The organism is Shewanella sp. SM55, assembly GCF_025654025.1.
GTDB lineage: Bacteria > Pseudomonadota > Gammaproteobacteria > Enterobacterales > Shewanellaceae > Shewanella > Shewanella oncorhynchi.
Genome location: NZ_JAKKRS010000001.1, coordinates 685345 through 709031, shown reverse-complemented (window position 1 = coordinate 709031; position 23687 = coordinate 685345). Strand labels below are relative to the sequence as shown.

16 protein-coding genes are annotated in these 23687 nt (G+C 46.3%); 11 read left to right on the top strand and 5 right to left on the bottom strand.

Going from position 1 to position 23687, the window contains the following annotated elements:
• Positions 1–12: 12 nt before the first annotated feature.
• The 6 genes from L5L91_RS03025 (at position 13) to L5L91_RS03000 (ending at position 11789) form a co-directional block, all read left to right on the top strand.
• Positions 13–2547 carry a glycogen/starch/alpha-glucan phosphorylase gene (locus L5L91_RS03025; RefSeq protein ID WP_263160760.1) on the top strand — a complete coding sequence of 845 codons (2535 nt, stop codon included), beginning with the start codon at positions 13–15 and terminating at the stop codon, positions 2545–2547.
• Positions 2548–2732: 185 nt separating this feature from the next.
• Complete coding sequence (glgC, locus tag L5L91_RS03020) at positions 2733–3995, top strand: glucose-1-phosphate adenylyltransferase (protein ID WP_006085131.1); 1263 nt, start codon at positions 2733–2735, stop codon at positions 3993–3995.
• Between the two features lie 103 nt (positions 3996–4098).
• Positions 4099–5718, top strand: coding sequence for a glycogen synthase (locus tag L5L91_RS03015; RefSeq protein ID WP_263235637.1), 1620 nt, complete (start codon positions 4099–4101; stop codon positions 5716–5718).
• 128 nt (positions 5719–5846) lie between these two features.
• Positions 5847–8894: an EAL domain-containing protein gene (locus tag L5L91_RS03010; protein ID WP_263184765.1), complete on the top strand. Its 3048-nt coding sequence runs from the start codon at positions 5847–5849 to the stop codon at positions 8892–8894.
• A gap of 129 nt (positions 8895–9023) precedes the next feature.
• A complete protein-coding gene (locus L5L91_RS03005; RefSeq protein WP_263235635.1) occupies positions 9024–10442 on the top strand; it encodes a DEAD/DEAH box helicase in 1419 nt (472 codons plus the stop codon).
• A 240-nt stretch (positions 10443–10682) separates the two neighbouring features.
• Positions 10683–11789, top strand: coding sequence for a CobW family GTP-binding protein (locus tag L5L91_RS03000; protein WP_263160753.1), 1107 nt, complete (start codon positions 10683–10685; stop codon positions 11787–11789).
• A 79-nt stretch (positions 11790–11868) separates the two neighbouring features.
• Here L5L91_RS03000 and L5L91_RS02995 read toward each other — a convergent pair whose 3' ends face one another.
• The gene (locus L5L91_RS02995; protein WP_263160752.1) at positions 11869–12630 is read right to left on the bottom strand and encodes a substrate-binding periplasmic protein; all 762 of its coding nucleotides are present in this window, start codon (positions 12628–12630) and stop codon (positions 11869–11871) included.
• A gap of 384 nt (positions 12631–13014) precedes the next feature.
• Here L5L91_RS02995 and L5L91_RS02990 point away from each other — a divergent pair, with 384 nt between their 5' ends.
• Entirely contained in the window at positions 13015–13539 is a 525-nt protein-coding gene (locus L5L91_RS02990) for a DUF3087 domain-containing protein (RefSeq protein WP_263160922.1), read from the top strand.
• A 100-nt stretch (positions 13540–13639) separates the two neighbouring features.
• Here the strand turns inward: L5L91_RS02990 and L5L91_RS02985 are convergent, their stop codons facing one another.
• Positions 13640–15181, bottom strand: coding sequence for an MFS transporter (locus tag L5L91_RS02985; RefSeq protein ID WP_263160750.1), 1542 nt, complete (start codon positions 15179–15181; stop codon positions 13640–13642).
• Positions 15182–15581: 400 nt separating this feature from the next.
• Here L5L91_RS02985 and L5L91_RS02980 point away from each other — a divergent pair, with 400 nt between their 5' ends.
• The 4 genes from L5L91_RS02980 (at position 15582) to L5L91_RS02965 (ending at position 19889) form a co-directional block, all read left to right on the top strand.
• Complete coding sequence (locus L5L91_RS02980) at positions 15582–16937, top strand: MATE family efflux transporter (protein ID WP_028760699.1); 1356 nt, start codon at positions 15582–15584, stop codon at positions 16935–16937.
• A gap of 388 nt (positions 16938–17325) precedes the next feature.
• Positions 17326–18837, top strand: a complete 1512-nt coding sequence (locus L5L91_RS02975; protein WP_113941018.1) for a hypothetical protein — start codon at positions 17326–17328, stop codon at positions 18835–18837.
• 121 nt (positions 18838–18958) lie between these two features.
• A complete protein-coding gene (locus L5L91_RS02970; protein ID WP_251071031.1) occupies positions 18959–19426 on the top strand; it encodes a DUF6386 family protein in 468 nt (155 codons plus the stop codon).
• A 112-nt stretch (positions 19427–19538) separates the two neighbouring features.
• On the top strand, positions 19539–19889 hold the full coding sequence (locus L5L91_RS02965; RefSeq protein ID WP_254451413.1) for a hypothetical protein: 351 nt from the start codon (positions 19539–19541) through the stop codon (positions 19887–19889).
• An 11-nt stretch (positions 19890–19900) separates the two neighbouring features.
• Here the strand turns inward: L5L91_RS02965 and L5L91_RS02960 are convergent, their stop codons facing one another.
• The 3 genes from L5L91_RS02960 to L5L91_RS02950 all read right to left on the bottom strand — a co-directional run bounded on the left by L5L91_RS02960 (position 19901) and on the right by L5L91_RS02950 (position 23677).
• A complete protein-coding gene (locus tag L5L91_RS02960) occupies positions 19901–21079 on the bottom strand; it encodes an AAA family ATPase (RefSeq protein WP_219253101.1) in 1179 nt (392 codons plus the stop codon).
• Positions 21080–21711: 632 nt separating this feature from the next.
• Positions 21712–22281 carry a lactate utilization protein C gene (locus L5L91_RS02955; RefSeq protein WP_219253103.1) on the bottom strand — a complete coding sequence of 190 codons (570 nt, stop codon included), beginning with the start codon at positions 22279–22281 and terminating at the stop codon, positions 21712–21714.
• 1 nt (position 22282) lies between these two features.
• A complete protein-coding gene (locus L5L91_RS02950) occupies positions 22283–23677 on the bottom strand; it encodes a lactate utilization protein B (RefSeq protein WP_219253105.1) in 1395 nt (464 codons plus the stop codon).
• Positions 23678–23687 lie beyond the last annotated feature (10 nt).

Here is a 23687-nt window from a genome sequence, read left to right as displayed (position 1 = left end):
AAGGAATTAACTATGAGTGACAAAAGCGAGCTGAGCCCCAATACCAGCGAAAAACCAGTAACACTAGCTCAGTCAAAAGCCGCGAGCAAGAAGGCTCCCGCTAAGCGTCAGACTAAGTCTAAAGCCGCTGAGCCCTGTGAACCCTGCGATGCTTTGCCCGCTTCTTTTGAGCGCCATTTACGTTATGGACTCAGCCGTGGCGAAGGCGTGAGCTGCGAATTATTTCAAGCGTTAGCTTACAGCGTGAAAGAACAGATGCTAGATAATTGGCGTCAGACTCGAGTGGATGACAGCCATTTTAAGCGCAAGCAAGTGGCGTATTTATCCCTCGAATTTTTGATGGGCCGAGCACTAGGTAATGCACTACTGAGTTTAGATTTGCAACAAGATAGCCGTGATGCCTTGAGCAACTATGCCGTATCGCTAGAAGAGTTAGAAGAGGCCGAACATGATGCTGGTTTAGGCAACGGCGGCCTAGGTCGATTAGCCGCGTGTTTCCTCGATAGCTGCGCCAGCATGGACTTATCAGTGACAGGCTATGGCATACGTTACGAATATGGCATGTTCGCCCAGAAGATAGTCGACGGTTACCAAGTTGAACGCCCTGACCGTTGGTTGCGCGAAGGTAATCCGTGGGAAGTGCGTGTCCCTACCCACAACGTAATAGTGCCATTTTTTGGTCATACCGAATCCTATGTCGATAAACAAGGCCGTAGGCACATTATTTGGGTTGAAACCCAAGATGTGCTCGCCGTCGCCTATGACATGCCAGTTCCCGGTTATCGCAATGGGCGGGTAAATACCCTGAGATTGTGGAAGGCTGAAGCCACCGATGATTTTGATTTAGCTGAGTTTAACCAAGGCGACTACACGGAAGCGGTGGCCCGTAAAAACTTGGCCGAGCAGATCACTATGGTGCTCTATCCAAATGATGCGAGCGAGAACGGCAAAGAGCTGCGATTACGTCAGCAATACTTTTTATCCTCCGCTAGCTTGCAGGATTTACTCAAACGTTGGGTGAGTCGTCATGGTCATGATTTTACGCAGTTTGCCGCTAAAAATGTCATGCAGTTGAATGACACTCACCCTAGCATTGCCGTGCCTGAGTTGATGCGGTTATTGATCGACGAATACGGTTTGGAATGGGACAGTGCGTGGGCGATTACCAGTCAGACCATGGCTTACACTAACCATACCCTGTTGCCTGAAGCATTAGAGCGTTGGCCCGTGCGTATGATGGCGCAAATGTTGCCACGCATCTTAGAAATTATTTATGAAATCAACGCCCGTTACTTAGATATAGTCGCCCACCATTGGCCAGGAAATAGTGAGAAATTGGCGAGTATGTCAATTATTCAAGATGGTCCACATCCCCATGTGCGTATGGCGTATTTGGCGATTGTGGCGAGTTTCTCAGTCAACGGTGTCGCGGGTTTACACACGCAACTACTCAAATCTGGGTTGTTTAAGGATTTCTATGAGTTGTGGCCGCATAAGTTTAATAACCGCACCAATGGCGTGACCCCAAGGCGTTGGCTTGCCCATTGTAACCCTGCCTTAGCTAAGTTACTGACCGCCCATTTAGGTCAAGAATGGGTGACAGACTTAAGCCAGTTAACGGCGCTCAATGCCCTCACACAGGACAATGCGTTTATCCAAAAATGGCGTGATGTGAAGCAAGCCAACAAGGCTTTGCTGGCTAAGATGATTGTTAAGGAATGTGGGGTTGAGTTCGATCCGGCTATGCTGTTTGACGTGCAAGTGAAGCGTATTCACGAATATAAACGTCAGTTACTCAACATATTGCATGTGATTCATCTCTATCATCAGATCCAGCAAGGCCACACCGAAAACATGGTGCCACGTTGTGTATTGATCGGCGGTAAAGCGGCGCCCGGTTACTTTATGGCTAAGTTGATCATCAAGCTCGCCAGCAATGTTGCTCATATGGTCAATTCCGATCCTATGGTGACGCCTTACCTACGCTTTGCTTTCTTACCAAACTACAACGTCAGCGCCATGGAAAAAATCTGCCCAGGGACTGACTTGTCCGAGCAAATTTCAACCGCGGGCAAAGAGGCATCGGGCACGGGCAATATGAAGTTCATGATGAACGGCGCCCTAACCATCGGCACTATGGATGGCGCCAATATCGAGATGTTAGAGGAAGTGGGCTCAGAGAACTTCTTCCTGTTCGGACTCAATGCGGAGCAGGTCTCGCAGGTACGTAACCACTATCATCCGCGCAGCATTATTGACGATTCACTGGCGTTATCTGAGGTGATGAAGTTACTCAAAAGTGGTCACTTCAATCTGCTGGAGCCGGGGATTTTCGATCCTATTATTACCGCCATCGAAAGTAGCGATGATCAATGGATGACGGCCGCCGACTTTGACAGTTACCGAGTCGTGCAAGAAGCCGTGGCGCGAGCCTATAAAGATCCGCAGGTGTGGACGCAGATGAGTATTCGCAATACCGCCGCCAGTGGACGTTTTTCGAGTGATGTGACGATCGCAGGTTATCGCGATGAAATTTGGAAACTGTAAGGGTAGGGCTCTTGGTTATAAGTCTCTTGTTATAGCGGATGAGTATAAGTGTTTGAAAGGAATGCAGCAATCAATGGAAGGAATGGGGAATGCAAGTGAGAAATACTCAGGGGAGTACGGCAGTGTCTGCCGTATCGATAAGCCATTTATGGGCAATCAGTTTGCCGATTTCGGAGTAAGAGCCTATGTCTAATGTTCGTTATATCAGTAATTTAACTCGTGAAACCTATGCGTTGATTTTAGCTGGTGGGCGCGGGTCTCGCTTGCATGAACTCACGGATTGGCGTGCTAAACCTGCACTGTATTTCGGTGGTAAGTTTCGTATTATCGATTTCCCGCTGTCTAACTGCATCAACTCAGGTATTCGCCGCGTGGGTGTGGTCACACAGTACAAGTCGCATTCTTTGATCCGCCATGTGATGCGCGGTTGGGGCCATTTTAAGAAGGAGCTGGGCGAGTCGGTGGAGATTTTACCCGCTTCACAACGCTATTCGGAAAACTGGTACCAAGGCACGGCCGATGCGGTATTTCAAAATATCGATATCATTCGCCACGAGCTGCCTAAATACGTGATGGTGTTGTCTGGCGATCACGTGTATCGCATGGATTATGCTGGGTTATTAGCCGCCCATGCCGAGTCGGGTGCAGATATGACAGTCTCTTGCCTTGAAGTGCCGATTGCCGAAGCAGCGGGTTCGTTTGGGGTGATGGAAGTCGATGAAGAGATGCGCATTTTAGGCTTTGAAGAAAAGCCGCTGCAACCTAAGCATTCTCCGGGTAATCCTGAAATGTGTTTAGCATCTATGGGCAACTATGTGTTTAACACAGAGTTTTTGTTTGACCAGCTCAAGAAAGATGCCTTAAACGAAAGCTCAGATCGCGATTTTGGTAAGGATATTATTCCTGCGATCATCGAAAAACATAATGTGTTCGCCTATCCCTTTAAGAGCGCTTTCCCGAACGAGCAAGCCTATTGGCGCGATGTGGGTACGCTAGACTCTTTCTGGCAAGCGAATATGGAACTGTTATCGCCTACGCCAGCACTGAATTTGTACGATGCGAAATGGCCAATTTGGACTTTCCAAGAACAATTGCCTCCGGCTAAATTTGTGTTTGATGACGATGACAGACGCGGTATGGCGTTGGACTCGATTGTTTCGGGCGGTTGTATTATTTCGGGGGCGACAGTGCGCCGTAGCGTATTGTTTAACGAAGTACGCGTTTGTTCTTATTCATTGGTTGAAGATTCAGTAGTGCTACCCGATGTAGTCGTGCTGCGCCATTGCAAAATCAAGAATGCGATACTTGACCGTGGCTGCATTATTCCCGAAGGCATGGTAATAGGTTATAACCATGATCACGACAGAGCTAAAGGCTTTAGGGTGTCCGAAAAAGGCGTGACTTTAGTGACCCGTGACATGCTAGGTTTGCCTGTAGGCTATGAATAGTGCTTTGATCATTAAAGTAAATTGATCATTAAAGTAAAAATGGCTTAGGTATAGGCAGCTGAATAAAAGCTGCACAGTTGAAGTAGCGGGAGTATCCAATTAATTGAAACAACGCATTTTGATGGTCGCGGCTGAAAACGGTGCCCTTGCGGGCGCCAAGGTTGGCGGTATGGCGGATGTCATCCGTGATTTACCCGCCGCTCTGGCGGGTGTTGATTTGTGCGCCGATGTGATCATGCCAAGCTATGGCTTTTTAACTGCGGTAGCGAATCAACCCCAAGATCTGGGTGAGTTAACTGTGGCCTTTGGTGGTCGCTTGGAGCGAGTGCATGTGTTCTCCATGCCCCATCCCCATGTGCCAGAGGCGATGATTTATCTGCTCGAACATGCATTATGGCAATCCGTACCTGGGCAGATTTATAGCCAAGGCAGTGCCGAGCGTCCTTTCTCCGACGATGCGACTAAGTTTGCTTTCCTTTGCGCGAGCGTCGCGACAGCATTAGTTACTGGCCGAGTGCCTATGCCGACTGTGCTGCATTTACATGACTGGCATGCGGGCTGCTTAGCCATGTTAAGAGCATTCGTGCCTGAGTTCAGTGCTCTCAAAGACATTGAGTGTGTGTTCTCTATCCACAATCTTGCGCTGCAGGGGATACGTCCCTTAAGCCAAGATTCATCCTCTTTTGCTGCTTGGTTTCCCGAGCTGTTTGCCACTTTGACGCAGGGGCAAAAACAGCTGATCACCGATCCCCGTTATCCCTACTGTGTTAACCCTATGCGCATGGGCATAGTGCTGAGCGACAAAGTGCATTTAGTCTCACCCAGTTATGCCAAGGAAGTGTTGCAGCCGTCCAAACCTGAAGCGGGATTTTTTGGTGGTGAAGGGTTAGAGCAAGACTTACAGGCCAAGGCCAATGATGACAAAGTGGTGGGGATTTTAAATGGCTGTGTATATTCGTCAGTATCGGATTTACCCGCTAAGCCACCTGCGCGTATTCAAGTACCCGAGTTCAAGCAATTGCTCAGTGCGATTGAGACTGCGTTAGTGCAATGGCAGGGACATCAAGCGCAAGTGAGCGGCGTGGACATGATTGCTTTTGCCCGCATTCAAGCCCATTGGCGTCAAGCGATGGCGGAGCAAGTACCGAGTCTGCTATTGACTTCGGTGGGCCGCTTGACCGATCAAAAAGTCTTACTGCTGCGCCATCAATTGCCCTCGGGTTTATCTGTGCTTGAGACCTTACTTAAAGCATTGAAGCAGACAAAACCGACGGCGCTGCTGATTTTACTCGGCAGTGGCGACGCATCGATTGCTAAGTCTTTCCAAGCGTTAGGGGCTAAATACGATAACCTATTATTTTTGCAGGGATACAACGAGGCGTTATCCGAAGCGCTGTATCAGCATGGCGATCTATTTTTGATGCCAAGTTCCTTTGAGCCCTGTGGCATCAGTCAAATGTTGGCTATGCGCGCGGGACAGCCATGTTTAGTGCATAGTGTAGGCGGTTTAAAGGATACCGTTGAGGATGGTGTTAATGGTTTTGCTTTTAACGGCAATAGCTTAAATGAGCAAGCCGAAGCGTTTTTGCAAAGGTTGGTGCAAGCCATTGCTTGTTTCGAGGGAAAAACATGGCCACAAGTGCGTGCTGCGGCCATGGCACAGCGTTTTGACTGGCATTCTATTGCAGAGCAATATCGTCAACAACTCTATTGCAAAATGTAATGTGGTAAGTCCAAAGTGTGATGCGGCAAAGGGAATTAACGCATGATTTCTAAGTGATTCTGCTACACTTGTGGGGGAATGTTAAAATGGTATCAAGCCCCCTCATTTTTGGAGTCGCTCTCTGAGTTATGGATAAAGGTATTCTCTTTCCGTTAGTACAAAATGCGGCTTTATTGCTGGCGTTGGTATTTTTGTACGACGTGATCCCTAAAAAACACCAGCGGCAGTATTTTTTACTGTGGCGCATCATTATTGGGATGCTCATCGGTGGTATTGGTATCACTATTATGAGTACGCCTTGGGTATATTTGCCTGGCGTTTTCTTTGATACCCGTTCGGTTATTCTCTGTATTTCTGGTCTATTTTTCGGTGGTTTACCGACCTTAGTTGCTGTCGTGATGACGGCGCTGTATCGCATCAGTATCGGTGGCGCTGGTATATGGATTGGCGTCGGCGTGATAGTGTCATCCGGGTTAATCGGGGTGATCTGGCGTCAATATCGTAAGTCTCTGTTAGCCAATATTTCAGGTGGAGAGATTTTTCTCTTTGCCTATACCGTTCATATCGTGATGTTGTTGTGGTTCTTATTTCTACCCGATGGCATAGCAATGCCATTGCTCGCCAAAGTGACCCTCCCAGTATTGACCATTTTCCCAATTGCGACTTGGCTATTGAGCCGCTTGTTATCGCGACGTTTTGAATTAGAGCGTGATGAACAAATTCGTCTGCAGGATGATTTCCTTTTTCGGAGCCAATTCAACGCGGGCAATATTGGTATTGCAATAACGGGGATAGATCAAAAGTGGATAAAGGTGAATCCACGGTTATGTCAAATGCTCAAGTATTCAGAAGCTGAATTGCTACGGATGACGTGGGCACAAATTACCCATCCCGATGATTTAGAAGCGGATGCCCTGAAATTTGAGCTTATGCTGCGGGGGGATATCGATAATTACGAGATGGATAAACGTTTTATCGTTAAGGACGGTAGCGTGGTTTACACCCATATGACAGTCGCCTGTAAGCGCGGTGGTAATAATGCCGTGTTGCTTGTTATTGCTGGATATTTAGATATCACCTCACAGGCCATTGCCGACCAAGAGGTGCTCGCTAGCCGAGAACAACTCGAACTGGTGTTAAGCAGTAGCGATCTTGGAGTGTGGGATTGGGATATTCGCAATGACCGCATTGAACGTAATGCCCGCAGTGCCGATATTCTTGGCTGCGATGTTGATATGCTCAACGCTAATAGTCGCCAATGGATGGATGCGATAGTCGCCGAGGACAGGCCTAAAGTGCTGCATTCGATTGAGGCCCATATTCGTGGCGAAACGGCGCAACATAAGATGGAGTACCGCTTAAATACCGTAAACCGTAAGGTGCGGTGGATCCTTGATACAGGTAAAGTCGTGAGCAGAGATGCAAACAACAATGCTCTGCGTATGTGCGGAACCTATACCGATATTACCGACGCAAAACTTATCGAAGAATCCTTAAAGTTGTCGGCACTGGTTTACGATAACAGCTCTGAAGCCATGAGTGTCCTCGATGAAAAGGGCGTGATTATTACCGTCAATGCTGCCTTTAGTGTGATGACGGGTTATCGCGAATTTGAAGTGCGGGACCAACATATTCGGCTGCTTTATTGTGACCTCAATGGCCGCGATTTTTACAACAAAATGAATAATGATATTCGCGAGAAAGGCCAATGGCAGGGGGAAATGTGGCAGCGGCGCAAAAATGGCGAGGAATATGTTATCTGGTTAACCATTAATACGATTAATGATAAAGAAGGCCATCCCTATCGACGTGTTGCCCTGTTCTCAGACATTACCGATAAGAAGCAAAATGAACATCTGATTTGGAAACAGGCTAACTACGATACGCTGACGGGGTTGCCTAATCGGCGCATGTTGTTGGAGTATTTAAGCAGTGAAGTGAAAAATGCTGACCGCAATCGCAACCACTTTGCTTTATTGTTCTTGGATTTAGATTTCTTTAAAGAAGTGAATGACACCTTAGGCCATGCCATGGGCGATTTACTGCTGATAGAAACCGCGAGTCGATTGAAATCCTGTGTGCGTGATGCTGACGTCGTGGCGCGTCTTGGCGGCGATGAATTTACTGTGGTGTTAAGTTCGATGGAAGACCATAAGGGGATTGAGCGCGTCGCCGAGAATATTTTGCGACGAATTGCCGAACCCTATGTGTTAGGGGAAGAAACCGCTTATATCAGCGTCAGTATTGGGATTACTTTATATCCCGATGACTCTACCAGTATTGAAGGGCTTCTCAAGCATGCGGATCAGGCGATGTATGCGGCGAAAGATCAAGGGCGTAATCGCTTCAACTATTTCACCCCGTCGATGCAGGAATACGCCAAATACCGCATGCGCTTGATTCAAGACTTACGTCAAGCGGTCGTGAATAAAGAATTTGAACTGCATTATCAGCCGATTGTTGCCTTAGCAACGGGTGAAGTGACCAAGGCTGAAGCCTTGATCCGCTGGCATCATGCAGAGCGTGGTGCTGTGTCGCCTGCTGAGTTTATTCCTGTGGCGGAGGATACTGGCTTGATTGTTGAAATCGGCAATTGGGTGTTCGAGCAAGCCGCTCGCCAGAGTGCGGCGTGGCGTCATGAATTAGGGGTTGAAATCCAAATCAGCGTCAATAAATCCCCAATCCAATTTCGTGATGAAGGCACGCTGCTCAATGATTGGTTGAAGTTATTGCAAGATCTTAATATTACAGGCGCGGGCGTGTGCGTTGAAATTACCGAAGGCTTGTTATTGGATGCCAGTATGGGTGTAACCGAAAAACTACTGGCCTACCGCGATGCGGGTGTGCAAGTGTCGCTGGACGATTTTGGTACTGGCTATTCGTCACTCGCCTATCTGAAAAAGTTTGACATTGATTATCTTAAAATTGATCAATCTTTTACCCGCCATATCGATACCGATTCAAACGATCAAATTCTCTGCGAGGCGATTATAGTGATGGCCCACAAGTTGGGAATGAAGGTGATTGCCGAAGGTGTCGAAACCGATGCGCAGCGGCTAGTCTTGTTGGCTGCAGGCTGTGACTACGGCCAAGGTTACTTGTTCTCAAGACCTGTGCCTGCGGGTGAATTTAGCCAAAAATACTTACAGGATCCGCTTTTAGTCTCCCATGTCTGAGGAGATATTAACTTAGTGGCGATAATTGCCTATAAAAACGCCGCGGATTTTGCTAGACTCCGCGGCCCCGCGTTGGGGCATTGAGTATCACCTCGCATCAAAGTTTTACTACTTAGCTAAAGAGTCCCTATGAAATTTGAAACACTCGGTTTATCTTCTCCTATTTTGAATGCGATAACTGAGTGTGGCTATCAGCAACTCACTCAAGTGCAAGAGAAAGTGATCCCGCTTGCCTTTGAAGGCAAAGACATTATGGCCTGCGCCCAAACGGGGACAGGTAAGACGGCTTCCTTTGCTCTGCCTGTACTTGAAAAGTTGGCGGCTGAGTCTTTAACAAGCGACAGCAATGATAAACCGATTTTACGCGCGTTGGTGATGACGCCCACCCGCGAACTTGCGATTCAAGTCTGCGAAAATATCCAAAAATACAGCCAGTTCCTACCCCTGAAAACCTTAGCTGTTTACGGCGGCGCCAACATGAATCCCCAGCGTAAAGGGGTTGAGCAGGGCGTTGATATTTTGGTGGCAACTCCTGGTCGTTTATTCGATATTATCGGCCAATTCCAGTTAGATTTGTCGAGCGTTACCACGTTAGTGATCGACGAAGCCGACCGTATGTTAGACATGGGTTTTGTGCGCGACATTGAAAAAGTGAAACGCTTAATTGCGCCGCAGCATCAAACCATGTTGTTTTCAGCGACCTATAGCGATGCCGTCAAACAACTCGCTGAGAAAATGCTGAATGAACCTCAGTGGGTGAATGTTGCTGACACGACTACCGCATCCACAGTTGTGCAGGAAGTCTATCGCGTTGATAAACGTCGTAAAGCCGAGCTGTTGTCAGAACTCGTTGGCCGCAACAATTGGCGCCAAGTACTGGTTTTTGCCAGCACGAAAGAAAGCGCCGAGCATTTATTACAAGAATTAAAGCTGGATGGCATAGCCGCAGGCGTGTTCCATGGCGATAAAACTCAAGGCGCCCGTAATCGGGTGTTGGAAGAGTTTAAAGCCAGTAAATTGCGGGTGCTGGTGGCAACCGATGTGGCTGCACGTGGGTTAGACATTCAAGCCTTGCCTATGGTGATCAACCTTGAATTGCCTTTCCTTGCCGAAGATTATATCCATCGCATTGGCCGTACAGGCCGTGCTGGATTAACCGGTCGCGCGATTTCGTTCGTGTCACCTTCTGACGATGAAATGCTCGCTGAAATTGAAGCTTTGATTGAGCAAAAACTGCCCGTGTCGGTACAATCTGGTTATGAAGAAGGCACGCCTTTGCCTGCCCGTTACCGTGATGCGCCCGCGGCACCGATTAAGCCGATTGGAAAGTGGAGCCATAAGGCGCCGCAGGATCGCACTATTGGTCAGTCTCGTCAGGGCAAGTACGCTAAAGGTAAAGCGCTGGACAGCAAAGCAGGTGCAGAGAAATCCTCTAGCCGTGCTAAGCCAGCTTCTGGCTCAGGTAAGCCGTTTAATGCAACTAAACCTAAGTCGAATTTGGTGAGCAATAAGTCAGGTTTTGGCTCTCGCACCAATAAGTCAAAATAAGCTAAGTCAAAATAAGCTAAGCCCAACAATCAAGGCTAATAAGTGCAAAGTGCCTATTAGTTTAGCCGTTTAACGGTTGCCTAGTTTGTTGATTTGACTGTTGAATAGTCAGTTGCATATTTTGCTACATAGCCTGTCGCTATTCTAAAAGTGCATCCTCACCGATGCGCTTTTTGTTGAGCTTCAAAGCCAATACTTCTACACTCGAGCGCCAAGCTTTCTATTCGAGCGAGTTTCCTTATGATTATCAAAGCGATTCCCACCAATATCATTACAGGTTTTTTAGGTGTAGGTAAAACCTCTCTGATTAAGCAATTGCTGGCGACTAAACCCGCGGATGAAATTTGGGCTGTGTTGGTCAATGAATTTGGTGAGGTCGGCATTGATGCGGGGTTACTGAATTCCTCCGATAACGGCATACAAATTCGTGAGGTTGCGGGTGGCTGTATGTGCTGCGCCGCGGGCGTACCGACACAAGTGGCCATCAATCAGTTGATTGCGAAAGCGAAACCTGACCGCTTATTGATTGAACCGACTGGGCTTGGGCATCCTAATGAAATCATTAAAGTACTGAGTGCGCCCCATTATCAGAATGTGATTTCACTGCGTAGCACTCTATGTTTGGTGGACGCGCGTAAGATCCACGATCCTCGCTATCGTGAACATGCAAATTTTATTCAACAGTTGCAAGTGGCCGATGTGATCATCGCAACTAAGTCTGACTTGTATGATGCTGAAAATACTAAGTTACTCTATGAATTGCAGACTTATTTAAGCCATATTGAACGTACTGATATTCCTGTAGTGAGCCACTCAAATCAACAGCCTTTACCTAGCGCTTTGCTGGACTATCTTAACCAACCAAGGCGCGTGTCACTCAATATAAATGGGCATGCTAGCGCGGGCCTAAAGCTGGGCAGCCTACCGACGACTGCCCCAAGCTTGTTTCGTGCTGGTGGTTCGCGCTTGAGTGAGTTGAGCCTCTTTGCCGAAGGTGCAATCGAAGTCGCACTTGATTTTGATGATCGCGGTATAGTGCGAAAGCAGAATCAAGGTGAAGGTTGTTTTAGCTGCGGCTGGGTGTTTGAACCGAGTCAAGAATTTGATTTTGATAAATTAATGGATTTTATTCAGCGGCAAGCTCAGTCATCCAACGTTGGGCAAGTGTTGCTTAGATTAAAGGCCGTGATGATCACTACTGATGGAATTGCAGGATTTAACTGGATTGACCATGAGTTTACTGTGGTTGAACTCGATGACACCTTAGATTCCAGACTAGAAATGATTACCATGGACGACGTCAATTGGAACGAGATTGAGCTGCAGTTGATTGCTTGTCTTAGCTAACAGAGTTCCCCATCACTCTTTATTACAGGTGTGAGCATAGGTAAGAGGGGTCAGATTTGGTGGGAATAGTAAGGCCGGCTCAGTAAGGCAAGGTCACGCGGTATTTTTGGCCGAGTGTCGTGAGTGTGCCATTTTGGATCATCTCCTCGAAGAAGCTGTCAAAACGAATTCTTAGCGGATCAAATTTAGCTTGTTTCGGAAAAGCCATAAAGCCGTCTCGCACATCGATTATCGGCATGATTGGCGTAATTGCTTTAGGGATTTTGATTTGGGCGAGCACTGCATTGGTATTGCGACTATTGGTGGCGAGTAAATCTAAATCACCCCGCGAAAGCCGTTCTATGCCACTTTTAATATCGACAAATTCATTGATATTTAATGATTTAGTTTGTTCAGTAAACCGTGTGCCATAACTCCAACCCTGCATTTTTCCAATCCGTTGCGTTTTAATACTGGCATAGTCGCCATTCCACACTATTTCATTGTCTGCCCGAGCATAAAACACCATATCATCGCGGTAAAATGCTTTCGCCGCAAAAACCAAGTTGGCATTACGTTCTGGGGTATCGTAGGGACCAATAAGAATATCCGCTTGGCCACGTTCAACCATAGAGATAGCGCGGCGCCATGGGGTAATTTGATAGTGAATGTTCACACTTTGCTGCTGGGCGAAGCGATTCAAAATATCGACACCTAAGCCGGTATATTCGCCATTGGCTTGTAGTTCAAAAATTTGACTGAAACTCGAACCCACTGCGAGCAGGTCTTTGGCCTGTGCAGTCAAGCAAAGGCTGCTGAGCGCCAAAAGGACGACTTGTGCAAAGCCTTTGCTGAGTATCATGGCATTCCTTGTGTGGTTTGAATGCGGGAGGTTAGAACACTGTCTCTCGTAAAAGCGGCGATATCGTTATGCAATTCACTAGGGTTAAGGTTAGCAAATTTTACTCAGATTTGATTGCACGTTAACATTTTAATGTTTTGAAATAAATGGAAGATTAATCGTAAGGGCATTAAGCCGTTGATCTTCAATCGATACGTCATCCTATCCCTCAGTCAGCTTAGTTACGCTTAAAGGTTTCAGTTTGTATCATTCACTGATGGGGTGGAGAAATGTATTTTCCTTATGCGTTTAAATCAGTTAAGGCCGAATAAAGGGGATTGCGGTATGCTCTGCCATTCATTGATTTATACGCCAATGCTGGGCGGTTTATTTGAGCGGGATGTTATGAAGCTGCAGGAAATAGATAAAACCTTGTATCGTAAAAATATGAATTTATTCATTGTGATTCTAGTTGTTAGCTTAGTCGTGTTATCGCTGATTTTTGGTACTGGACTCATTGCGCTGTTTGGGGCGACGCCAGTGCCAGGTGAGCCAACAGGTAATTTTCACTTGAATCTCTTAGGCGTGATTTTCAGTCTGGGTCTGTGTAGCGCCGTGATTTACAACTTAAAAGACCGACCTTTTTTCAGTGAAATTTATTATGTGTGGCAATTGAAGCAGCTCCATAATCGTATTTATCGCAAGTTGATAAAGATTAAAGCCGCTGCGGCGCAAAATGACGTGAATGCTTTGATTATATTGCTTTTTTATTACACCAGTTTAAGGCAAGTGTATGTACTCGATGACAATACGCTGACCTTGCCGGCACTGACTCAAGATCTCAATCGTTTGAATGCACAAATCGAAAGCCTAGGCTTATTGCTGTCGCCCGAACAATTTACGCCTGAGTTGCTGACAAGATCTTTCTGATACTGATGAGGTAAGATGAGGATCGCTCCTCACCTTGCCATCATCTAGCCCTTATCTTGTCTTTGTCGTCCTTGCCCAGAATGAGGTCAGCGAGTTTCACTTAGGCGGCTTGCTGGGCTCTTTGTAGTGTGAGTAACCACTTACCATAGATGTAAATCCCTACCGCTGAGATAGTCCCTATGGCGGCGATGATGTACCACGCCATGCCAATGTTATGGCTGTGGTACAGCAGTTGGGTGAGTTCCTGGGCGCTTTCACCTGTGTAGCTCACCAAGGTAGTAAAGGCTTCACCTTGGGGAATGGCGCTGACCTCAGTGCTGTTCATGCCGCGCTCTAGCAATAAATCCCGCGAAAACAATTCCTTTGATGCATAAATCTCGTAGAGTTTAGGGCCAAAGTAGCCTTCTAATCCCCAGCCGATCCCTTGGGGCAACATCACAAATCCTAAGTACATGGCTTTTTTGCCTTCGGGAGCAATATTACCCATAAACTCGTTTTTCTTCGGGCTAATCATCATTTCGCCAATGGAGAACATGGCAATCGCGAATACGATAAACCATGCCGCATGGAAAGCACCGATAAACACAAAAGCTAAAATACTCAGCAAACAACCAATAAACATAGCGGTAGTAATACGGTATTTAGCCGTCAGCGCCGCAACGATAAAGCAGCAGGTCATAATCAGGCCCGCATTGAGGTTTAGCATGCCCTCGGGCATCACCTTAGTGCCTTCGTTATTGAGGCCAAGCCAAAATTGCAGAATGCCGTTACTGGTGCCTTCGCTGCCAAAGAGGGAGGTGACGATTACGCTGGTATCGACCCATTCGGAAATATGGATAGGCAGCACATCGAATAAGGCATTGAACAAGAACCAAAATCCTGAAAAAACGAGCATATAGTAGATTACAATCGGCTTTTTCAACTCGCGCCAAGCATCACGCCACAGGGATTCTTGTTCGACTTCACCCGATTTTATTTGCTTATTGCGTTCCAGTCGCTCGGCTTTACCTGGCTCGGTATAGGTGAGTAAGAATAAGAAGTTGAGTGAGATAATCGCGGCGCAGGCGAAAAATACATTGTCCCACGACAATTGGCGCATATGCACAGCAACTAAAGGCCCTAGGAAACCGCCAATGTTTACAACTTGGTAAAAAATGCCCCAAGCCATTGAAGTGTTGTTGCGATTAGTGGACAGCACTAAGGTGCCTTGAATGCCCGGTTTAAATATCCCTGTGCCTATGGCAAGGAGTAATGCACCGACAAGGAAGCCCCAAAAGCTGGGGAAGAATGCCATGACGAGATAGCCAAAGATTTTAATGATGGTGGAGCCGAAGATGGTTTCTTTGTAGCCCACTCGGTCAGACATGCCACCGGTGAACACGGGCACAAAGGTTTGCATGATCGCCCAGAGGGAAATAATAATGCCGTAGTCACTTAGGCTGATCCCAAGGCCGCCCGCAGACTCTGGCGCTTTAGCGTACAATCCAGCACTGGCTTTAACACCGTAGTAGGCGATACGCTCGACTAACTCCATACCACCAACTAACCAAAACACATAACCTAAGCTAGTAATGGAGGCCCACATGCCGAGCTGTTTGACTTCTCGCAGATCGTTGCCTGCATTTGGACTATTCTGACTCATGTCCTTCCCTTATTATTGTTATTGAATTTATTTCTGTTTAACCCATTAATTATCAAAAACTTAAATTTATAAAGTTAATGATTTCATCTTGCTTAAATACGTTAATGGGCTTGCTTGAACGGATACTTTACCTAATTCGGCCTTAAACACCAAAAAAGTAGCAGAAAATGATGAATTAACCCACATCTGTTATTGAACTGTACTGAGTTTGTCATTTGGCTGAAATTGGACTGTTTCTGCTTAAGTCATTGTGATGATTAATCTTTATTGTTAATTATTCACAATGAACATGCTTTGAGTTCTCGCTATTTTTAGGTACAATCCATTGTCGCATTTTTGTTCACCCGATCATTTTTCTAGATAGATACGACTCTAGCCCCCCTTTTTGTGAGAAACGCTAATGACAGCAACAACATCTAATCATGCTCCTGCGGATATGAGCTTGCTCGAGGAGCCGATTGCGAAGCTTTTTTGGCGCTATACCATACCCACCATAGCCTCTATGTTGGTCACGGGCGTATATGTGACAATTGATGGCATCTTTGTTGGCCACTATTTAGGTGAAACAGGGCTGGCGGGGATGATGCTAGCTTACCCTGTGGGCGCGATTTTATACGCTATTGGCGCCATGATAGGTATGGGTAGTGCGGCATTAGTGTCAATCAATCTTGGCCAAGGTAATGTAGTCAAGGCCCGTAAACTACTGGGTAATGCCTTTACGTTATGTTTATTAACGGGATGCTTTTTTGCCCTTGTTGGTGGGATATTTTCGCGAGATATTTTGGTTGCTCTCGGGGCGCAAGGGGAGATGCTCGAAAACGCTAACGAATACTTATTCTGGTATTTTGCACTGTGTCATTTTCCCATAATTTCAATGACCTTCACCACACTGCTGCGTAATGATGGCAGGCCATCCATGGTGACTTGGGTGCTGATTTTGGGTGGTGTATTAAACACTTTCTTAGACTGGCTGTTTATTGTGGTTTTCCCCTTTGGTTTAGCAGGTGCTGCGATTGCGACTATGTTGTCGCAGGCGGTAACGGGGCTTTTGTGTTTGCAGCATTTTTTCAGTCCGCGCACTCAGCTTAAAATCACTTTTGAGCAGATGAAGCTCAAGCTCGATAATTGCCTTAATATAGCCCGCGTTGGTTTCCCCAGCTTTTTGATGAATCTCTATTTATCGATAGTATTAACCCTACACAACACAGCTTTTTTATGGGTGGGCGGCCCCTTACACGTGGCAGCCTATGGTGTGGTGAGTTACACAGAAGCATTCTTCTATCTGATTTTTGAGGGCATTGCGCTTGGTACTCAACCTATTTATAGCTTTAACGCGGGAGCTGGGCGTTTTGACAGGGTTAAACAAGCGCGCAATATTGCTTTTGGTATGACGTTACTCACCGCAGCTTTAGGTTTAGCGCTGATTTATTCTCGCCCTGAATGGTTAGTGTATTTGTTTGCCGGTGATAATCCGAATTTAACACCAGTGGCGATTGAAGGTATGCGCTGGTATTTTTGGGGCTTGCCTATGGAAGGCTTAATCTTAGTCGGTGCGAGTTTCTTCCAAGCGATTAACTGTTCGAAACAAGCTTCTATGCTGACGGGCGCTAAGCTTATTCTTATCGCTGCGATCATCTACTGCTTTGCCTGGGCGTTCGGCGTGATTGGTGTGTGGGTGTCGCTCGCGACCTGTAGCACAATCTTGACCATATGGATGTTTTACGCCATGAAGCGAGTCGAGGCTCGTTTGCATTAATCCTTGCTTTGGGTTGTATTGGTTTCGCCTGATTTATTGACAAGACAAGGGGCGAGGCAAGTAACCTGTAGCTGGGGCATAAGTGTTTAGTTTTACGTAAATTTTACAATTGGGGCGATTAATGGCCCCGATTGTAATTGCCCACATATCTTTCGTCGTTAAACATGACTTAGGGCTAGCGTGGGATGATGGCCTCTGGTACATTTCGCTGGTTTAATCTGCAATCAAAAATGACTTATCCAAGCGTGCTCTTAAGTCGAGGCTATAGTCCTCAATTAATAGACTGAGTTCGCTTAGGCTTTTGGGTCGATTGATCGTTGATATGACTGGGTATTGAGCCGAATGACTCGCTCGTTGATTTTAGTAATTTATGTTTTATGAGGCCCTTATGCGCACCACTGCAGTCATTTCTATGCTGTTGCTTGGCGTGTTAACGACAGTTAATGCCAGTGCCAAAGAGAATGAGTTAGTGTTTGCCAGCGACTTCGAAGGCAATCGTTTATCTCAACCTTGGTCGTGGATCATGGGTTGTCAATTTGAAGGCGCTGAACCTCACACAGGTGAAAGTGCGCTGCTTTGCGTCGAAGGCAATAGCAGTATCGTCAGTAAGTACCCTATTTCTGAAGCGGGTCTATTAGAGTTTTGGGTCAAAACCCAGAATACTCAAACCCAATATCGAATCAATGTATTGACCTCTCCGGTATTAAAGCTCGATGCCCAGTGGCAGCATGTTGCTTTAATCGATATCACCCCTGGGGCTAACGAATATTTAGCACACCGAGTGTCTATTGATGATCCGAGTCGCCAATATATCCGTCTTGATATTGAGGCTATTAATGGCCCTATCAGTTTGGACGATTTGAGCTTAGGTAAAATTCGCCTTGATATGGCCCTGCAAAAAAATGAGCAGAAAATTATCGGCGGGATTTTAGATAAGCTGAAAGCTGATAAGAATTACGAAGTGCAGTCTGAGTCATTTCGTACTTTAGGTAAAAATTATGCCGCCCAGCTCGAGAGCCAAAGACAATACCTCGAGTACTCGAATGCTATTTATTCAAGTATCACCTTTGTGTTGGCGACGTCTGAGCGCAATAAAATGTCTAACCCTATGGGATATAACACCTTTAGGTCGGTTTTAACTGACGCTAAACGTGTGGCATCGCCTCTCCAACAGGCGCGTTTAGGCTCTATGGTGAAACCCTTTGGTGACTTGGCTACTGCCACCTTAAACGTGGTCAGTGCCGGTGCGTATTCCGCCTTTGCCGAACCCTTTAAGTCATTCTTAGCAGCGACTTTTGATCGCTCTAATTATGACAACAGTGACTTAAGCCGTAGTGATAAAAAGTTTGCTGAAGAAAATGGCCTGAAAATTTATCAGCAGGCCGAACGGTTTATGTCTGAAATCGAAAAAGAACTGCAACAAGTCACTGCACTCGATAATGATTTAGTTAGTATGCAGAAGAACTTAGATAATTTCCGTAAGGATCTCGACAAGCATCTGCGCAGTTACTTACAGCATGCCAGTATTGCCCGCACACCTGAAAATTACAGCCGAGTGATGAGTAAAGACGAGCAGGCACGCGCGCTGGTGATTGCTGAGGCGAGTGCCAATATCAGTGCTAAAGCTGAGGCGCTATTGGCTTCGAACAGCAATGCAGAGTTAGTGCAGTACATGATTAAAACCACTGAGAAGATTGATGAATTTCAAGAGTTCAAGGAACGTTTTAATCAGATCACTTCGGCCATGCTGACCTTCTACGACAAATTTGAGCGCTCAATTGCCGCCGAGCAAAACCCCTTTACCGATCCTAGCGATCGCGCCGTGTGGGAGCAGCACGCCAAAAGCGCCCGTAACTACATTCGCCAGTCGAAGGAAGCGTTCACTAAAGCCTTTATGTAAAGGATTGTTGTAAGTAAGTGGTAGTAACGGCCTAAAATTATGGCGATTTTTCTATTTTAGGTTTGGAGTTATCAAGGATAAAACAGGTAGTCAGAATCATTTCTGTTAGTGGGCAAGGATGATGAGTAAACCCTATACAACAACTCGGTTTGACACAGATACTGCCACAATGGCGATATTTGATCCCGCGGCATTAACTCATCGCTGTGAAGATACGGCTGATTGGTGGTCTGTGCCGAGTGACGAAATTTTGGAAATCAATCAAGGTCATGTGCTATTCGTAGGACTTGGTGCCGATGGTTGTTATGAGGTTGAAATTTTCCGCAAGCTAGGTGAGGCTGGGCTCAATTCGAATTATCTCTCTGCAAACTTAACAGTATTGTCAGGGTGCCTGTATATTGGCGCCGCCGAGCAAGTTCCAGCAGGAGATCTTGGGCCTGAAACAACCTATGGCGGCGCTTTAATTTATGCTGTGCGAGGGAATATTGAGGTGAGAGTGTATCGGCTTACACCCCATAAACTGGTGGTTGAATATGAGTCAACCTCAGAAGATGTACTAAACGAGTTTACGTCTAGCCCATTACTTTAAGCGGCTTACTTTATTCGCTACCATTTTTAATCCCTATACGGGCTGTTAAACACCAAAGGTAACTTGTTAATCATCAGGGGTAAAAAAGCAATTTAACATTATGAGTTCTATGATGAATAATACTAAATGGCGCGAATGTATGACGCTGTTAGCTTCTCGTCCTGTGTATTTGCAACTACAGTTGGTCGGTGAAGAGGACTTTCCTCTCGATTATGAAGCCTCAAATCAAGTGTTATCCGAGATCATGGCTACTGATTGTCTTTTTGTGCAAAGGTGTATTCGCTATAAATCCATTAACGCGATTAGAATTGCGAAAACCGTTTTTCCCGCCGGTTTGGCGGATGACAATGTATTTCTGCTTGCTGAATTAAAAATCAGATTACAGCAACTCGGCCAGTTACCACTAATTGAAGACGATCAGTTTATTGTTATTCATGGCTATCATGACCTCATGGTTTGTTGAATCCAGAGCATCTACACTGGCTTACAACACACACCATATCTTAAGCTCGCTCTGCGATGGAGTTCATAGACTTCACAACCTAACAATGGCTCAGTTCTATTAAGAACTGCGCCAAAACGCTCAAAGTAGTCTTCATTAACTTGTTTTGCACTGATAAGTGGTACTTCAATACTGACATCTACACGACCTTTACGTATCAACGCTGGGTCAAGATTATCAGGATGATTTGTGGTCATTATTACAAGGCAGTCATCAAGAGGAATGATTCCGTCTAACGCGTTTAGAACGCCACCTAAAGTGAGTGGTGGGTTATCTACATTGCTTTCAGCAGTACGTGATACCGTAGCCTTTACACAGTCACAGTCCTCTATTAACAACATAGCTCCGGGTGGTACCTTTCTAATCGCCTTATGAATAGTGGCATCATTTACAGTCGATAGATTCAATATGTAAAGATCGCGATGATACTCAACAGCTAAGGCTCTCGCTATACCCGTCTTACCTGTACCCGTTTTGCCATGTAACAGTATGGTTAGCTTACTTACAACCGATTTCCCTCTACTTGCGAAGTTATCAACTTCTCCCATCAACTTCTGCTTAAACCCTTCATCTAGCACTAATTCACTAAAACCCGATGATTTCAATGTGCCATAGCGACACCATTCGGTTTCTTCGAAAATATTAACTTTTGGCTCTGTAGAGATGTCTCCACGAGTATCTTCTAAAAAACTATATAGTTTATCTTTTGCCCACCATGGTGCACTTACAGTAATAGTATCGTATGCCATCGTACTATCGACCTTAGAGCGGGTAGCCAACATGAAACAACCACCGTATTTAAACAGGTGCATACCGTAGCCGATAGACTTAACACTGACACGCCCGTCGTAACTCACACTATAGTCATAGTACACAGCCTCAGAGATAGAGCGTGAAAAAAACGGAATGGTAGTATTACTGATCAAAAAGGACAGTTTATTGAATACCTCTGTGCGCGCCTGATGGCTATCGTCTATAGTGAGCCGCACAAACAGCAGACTACTGAGCCAACTTAACAGCTTCGCGGGGACATCTTTTAGCATATAGCCTACGAGTCCAATTAACGTTAATGTTAATACTCCAACAATGACAGCCGTCAATAAAGGATCACCATTGGTGAGCGCCTTTATTTGTAGTAATACCTCGTTCATTTACTCACCTTTACTATAAATGCCTCATGGACATAATCGAGAATACTATCAACCGAGTCGAGGATACTACCAAGGTATCCTCAGTATGTGCGCTATCGCACGTGTTAAAGCGACTTGATAAAGATCCCCTGCCTATCACTAACGATTGCCTTATAACGTAGTAATATCACATTTTAAATCAATATCTTAATGTTGGGTTTATATTTAAGCGTCACTAACGTACACAGATAAATATCAGAGATGGCGCCGTTCATCAAAGAGTAGGATGGGGCGGCCCTGCATCCACGGATTGACTTGAACAACATCCGTGTTTAACTGCCAGTTCGCTATCTGATAGGCAGGACGCCTGAATGTCGTGCAATGCAGGGATGCATGAGAACGACCATGGCTCTCGTTCATAAGCTTAAAGCCCTAGGTTTCTATTCACCGAGTCGGCGAGTGAATGCCATGGCAAGCCTGTAAACTGCTCGTCAATAAACGTTAATTGGTAAGCAGTGTTAGTGGTTTATCAGCCTACAACTCAAATATCATTCAGCGAAATCTCAATAAGAAAGCCGCTAATGGAGGCGGCTTTTGTGTTTCGATGATTCCATAACCCTTGAATTTTCTTGGTTACATTAAATCTTGAGGCATTAGAGCAAATACACGTTTAAGCTGCAGGCACCGTGGGCGCCGACGACGAGGGCTTGTTCGATATCGGCGGTTTTTGATGGACCCGCGATAAACACCCCGAACTCACCTGATGCTAACGTGATTTCTTTAGCTGCCTGATGTAGGGTCGGCACAATCTTATTCGTTGGCAGGGCTAAGATCAGGTTTTCACAGATAAAAGGTGTCACTCTGTGGCCTAGATTTTTATTGTTAACCCAAATGGCACCGTTTTCGGCAACGCCAATGTCACCAGGGATCACTGCATAATCTATGTTTTTGAGCTCGTGGGCAGTGGGTGGCATTTCACGGTTTGCCGTGACACCCTCTACAAGGGAGATGACCTGTAACCCTTGGGCGATAAGTTCATCGACTTTGGCTTGCAGGGCTTTGATGCCACCTTCTTTATGCAGCGTACCCGCGACAGTATTGAGGTTGGTCTCGAACTGGCCGACGAGATTTTCGACTCTTGGCGTCACATCTATGCTTGGCATAGGATGATTTGTTAAGGCCGACAGTTTGAGCGCATTGATAATTTCAAGTTTACTAGACATCTTATAGGCTCCTGTGTTTCTTAAACCAAGCTTCGAAGCTGGAGTTCGGGGCAACGGGCAGTTCACGGTATTTACCCCATGCACCGCTAAAGGGTTTTAACAGACTACCCGGTAGAATGCGCAGCGCAGTTCTCGCCACACTCATAGAGCAGTTCAGCATGGTTTCGCTTGCCATAAATTTACCCACTAATGGCATGTAACTGTTTTTGCCATAGGGGAGTTTTCCGGCTTCAGCCTTAAGGCGTCTGTGGTGGAAAATAATCTTATCGAGCGGCACCTTCGTCGGGCAGATATAGGTACAGCTGCCACACAAGGTACAGGCCCAGGCAATCGAGTTAGTGTCATCAATCTTAGCGCCCACTGCGATACCAATTGGGCCAGGAATGGTGTAGTTGTAGCTGTAACCGCCGGAGCGACGATACACAGGACAGGTATTGAGGCAACCACCACAACGAATACATTTCAATGATTCTGCGAGGATTTTATCCTTGAGCATCTCAGTGCGGCCATTGTCGACGATAATAATGTGCATCTCACCTTCGGGCTGTGGGCCACGGTAAAAGGCGCTATAAGTCGTGACAGGTTGGCCTGTGGCGTTGCGTGCCAGTGTGCGTAGCAAGACGGCTGCGCTATCGATATCGGGCACCACTTTATCGATCCCCATTGAATGCAACTGCAACTTAGGCAGGTTAGCACCCATGTCGGCGTTGCCTTCGTTCGTGCAGACCACCACGGCGCCTTTATCGGCAATCGCCATGTTCACGCCTGTCATCGCGGCATCGGCGCTAAGGAACTGTTCACGCAGGTGGGCACGGGCGGCGCGGGTTAAATACAAGGGATCGGATCCCCCCGCTTTAGTGCCGAGTTTTTCATGGAAGAGTTCGCCGACTTCTTCTTTCTTCATATGGATCGCGGGCACGACTATGTGTGATGGCGGCATTTTAGCGAGCTGAATAATCCGCTCACCTAAGTCGGTATCTATGACCTCAATGCCACGTTGTTCTAAGTACGGATTGAGGTGACATTCTTCGGTCAGCATAGACTTAGACTTCACCAACTTTTTGACTTGATGGCGGGATAAAATGTCATGCACGATACGATTATGCTCTGCGCCATCTTTGGCCCAATGGACTTGTATGCCGTTGGCGATACAGTTTTGTTCAAAGGTTTCAAGATATTGAGCAAGATGGGTTAGCGTGTGGAGCTTAATTTCTGAGCCAAGCTGACGCAGTTGTTCCCATTCTGGGATGCTACCCGCGGCGCGGTCGCGTTTTTCTCTGAGCATCCATAGCGCTTTTGAATGCCAGTCGACACGGGTTTCGTCGCGGCAAAAAATATCGGCTTTATGGGCATGGACTTGGGAGCCATTAGCTCCGTGATTATGATTGTAAGCCATGGTGAGTCTC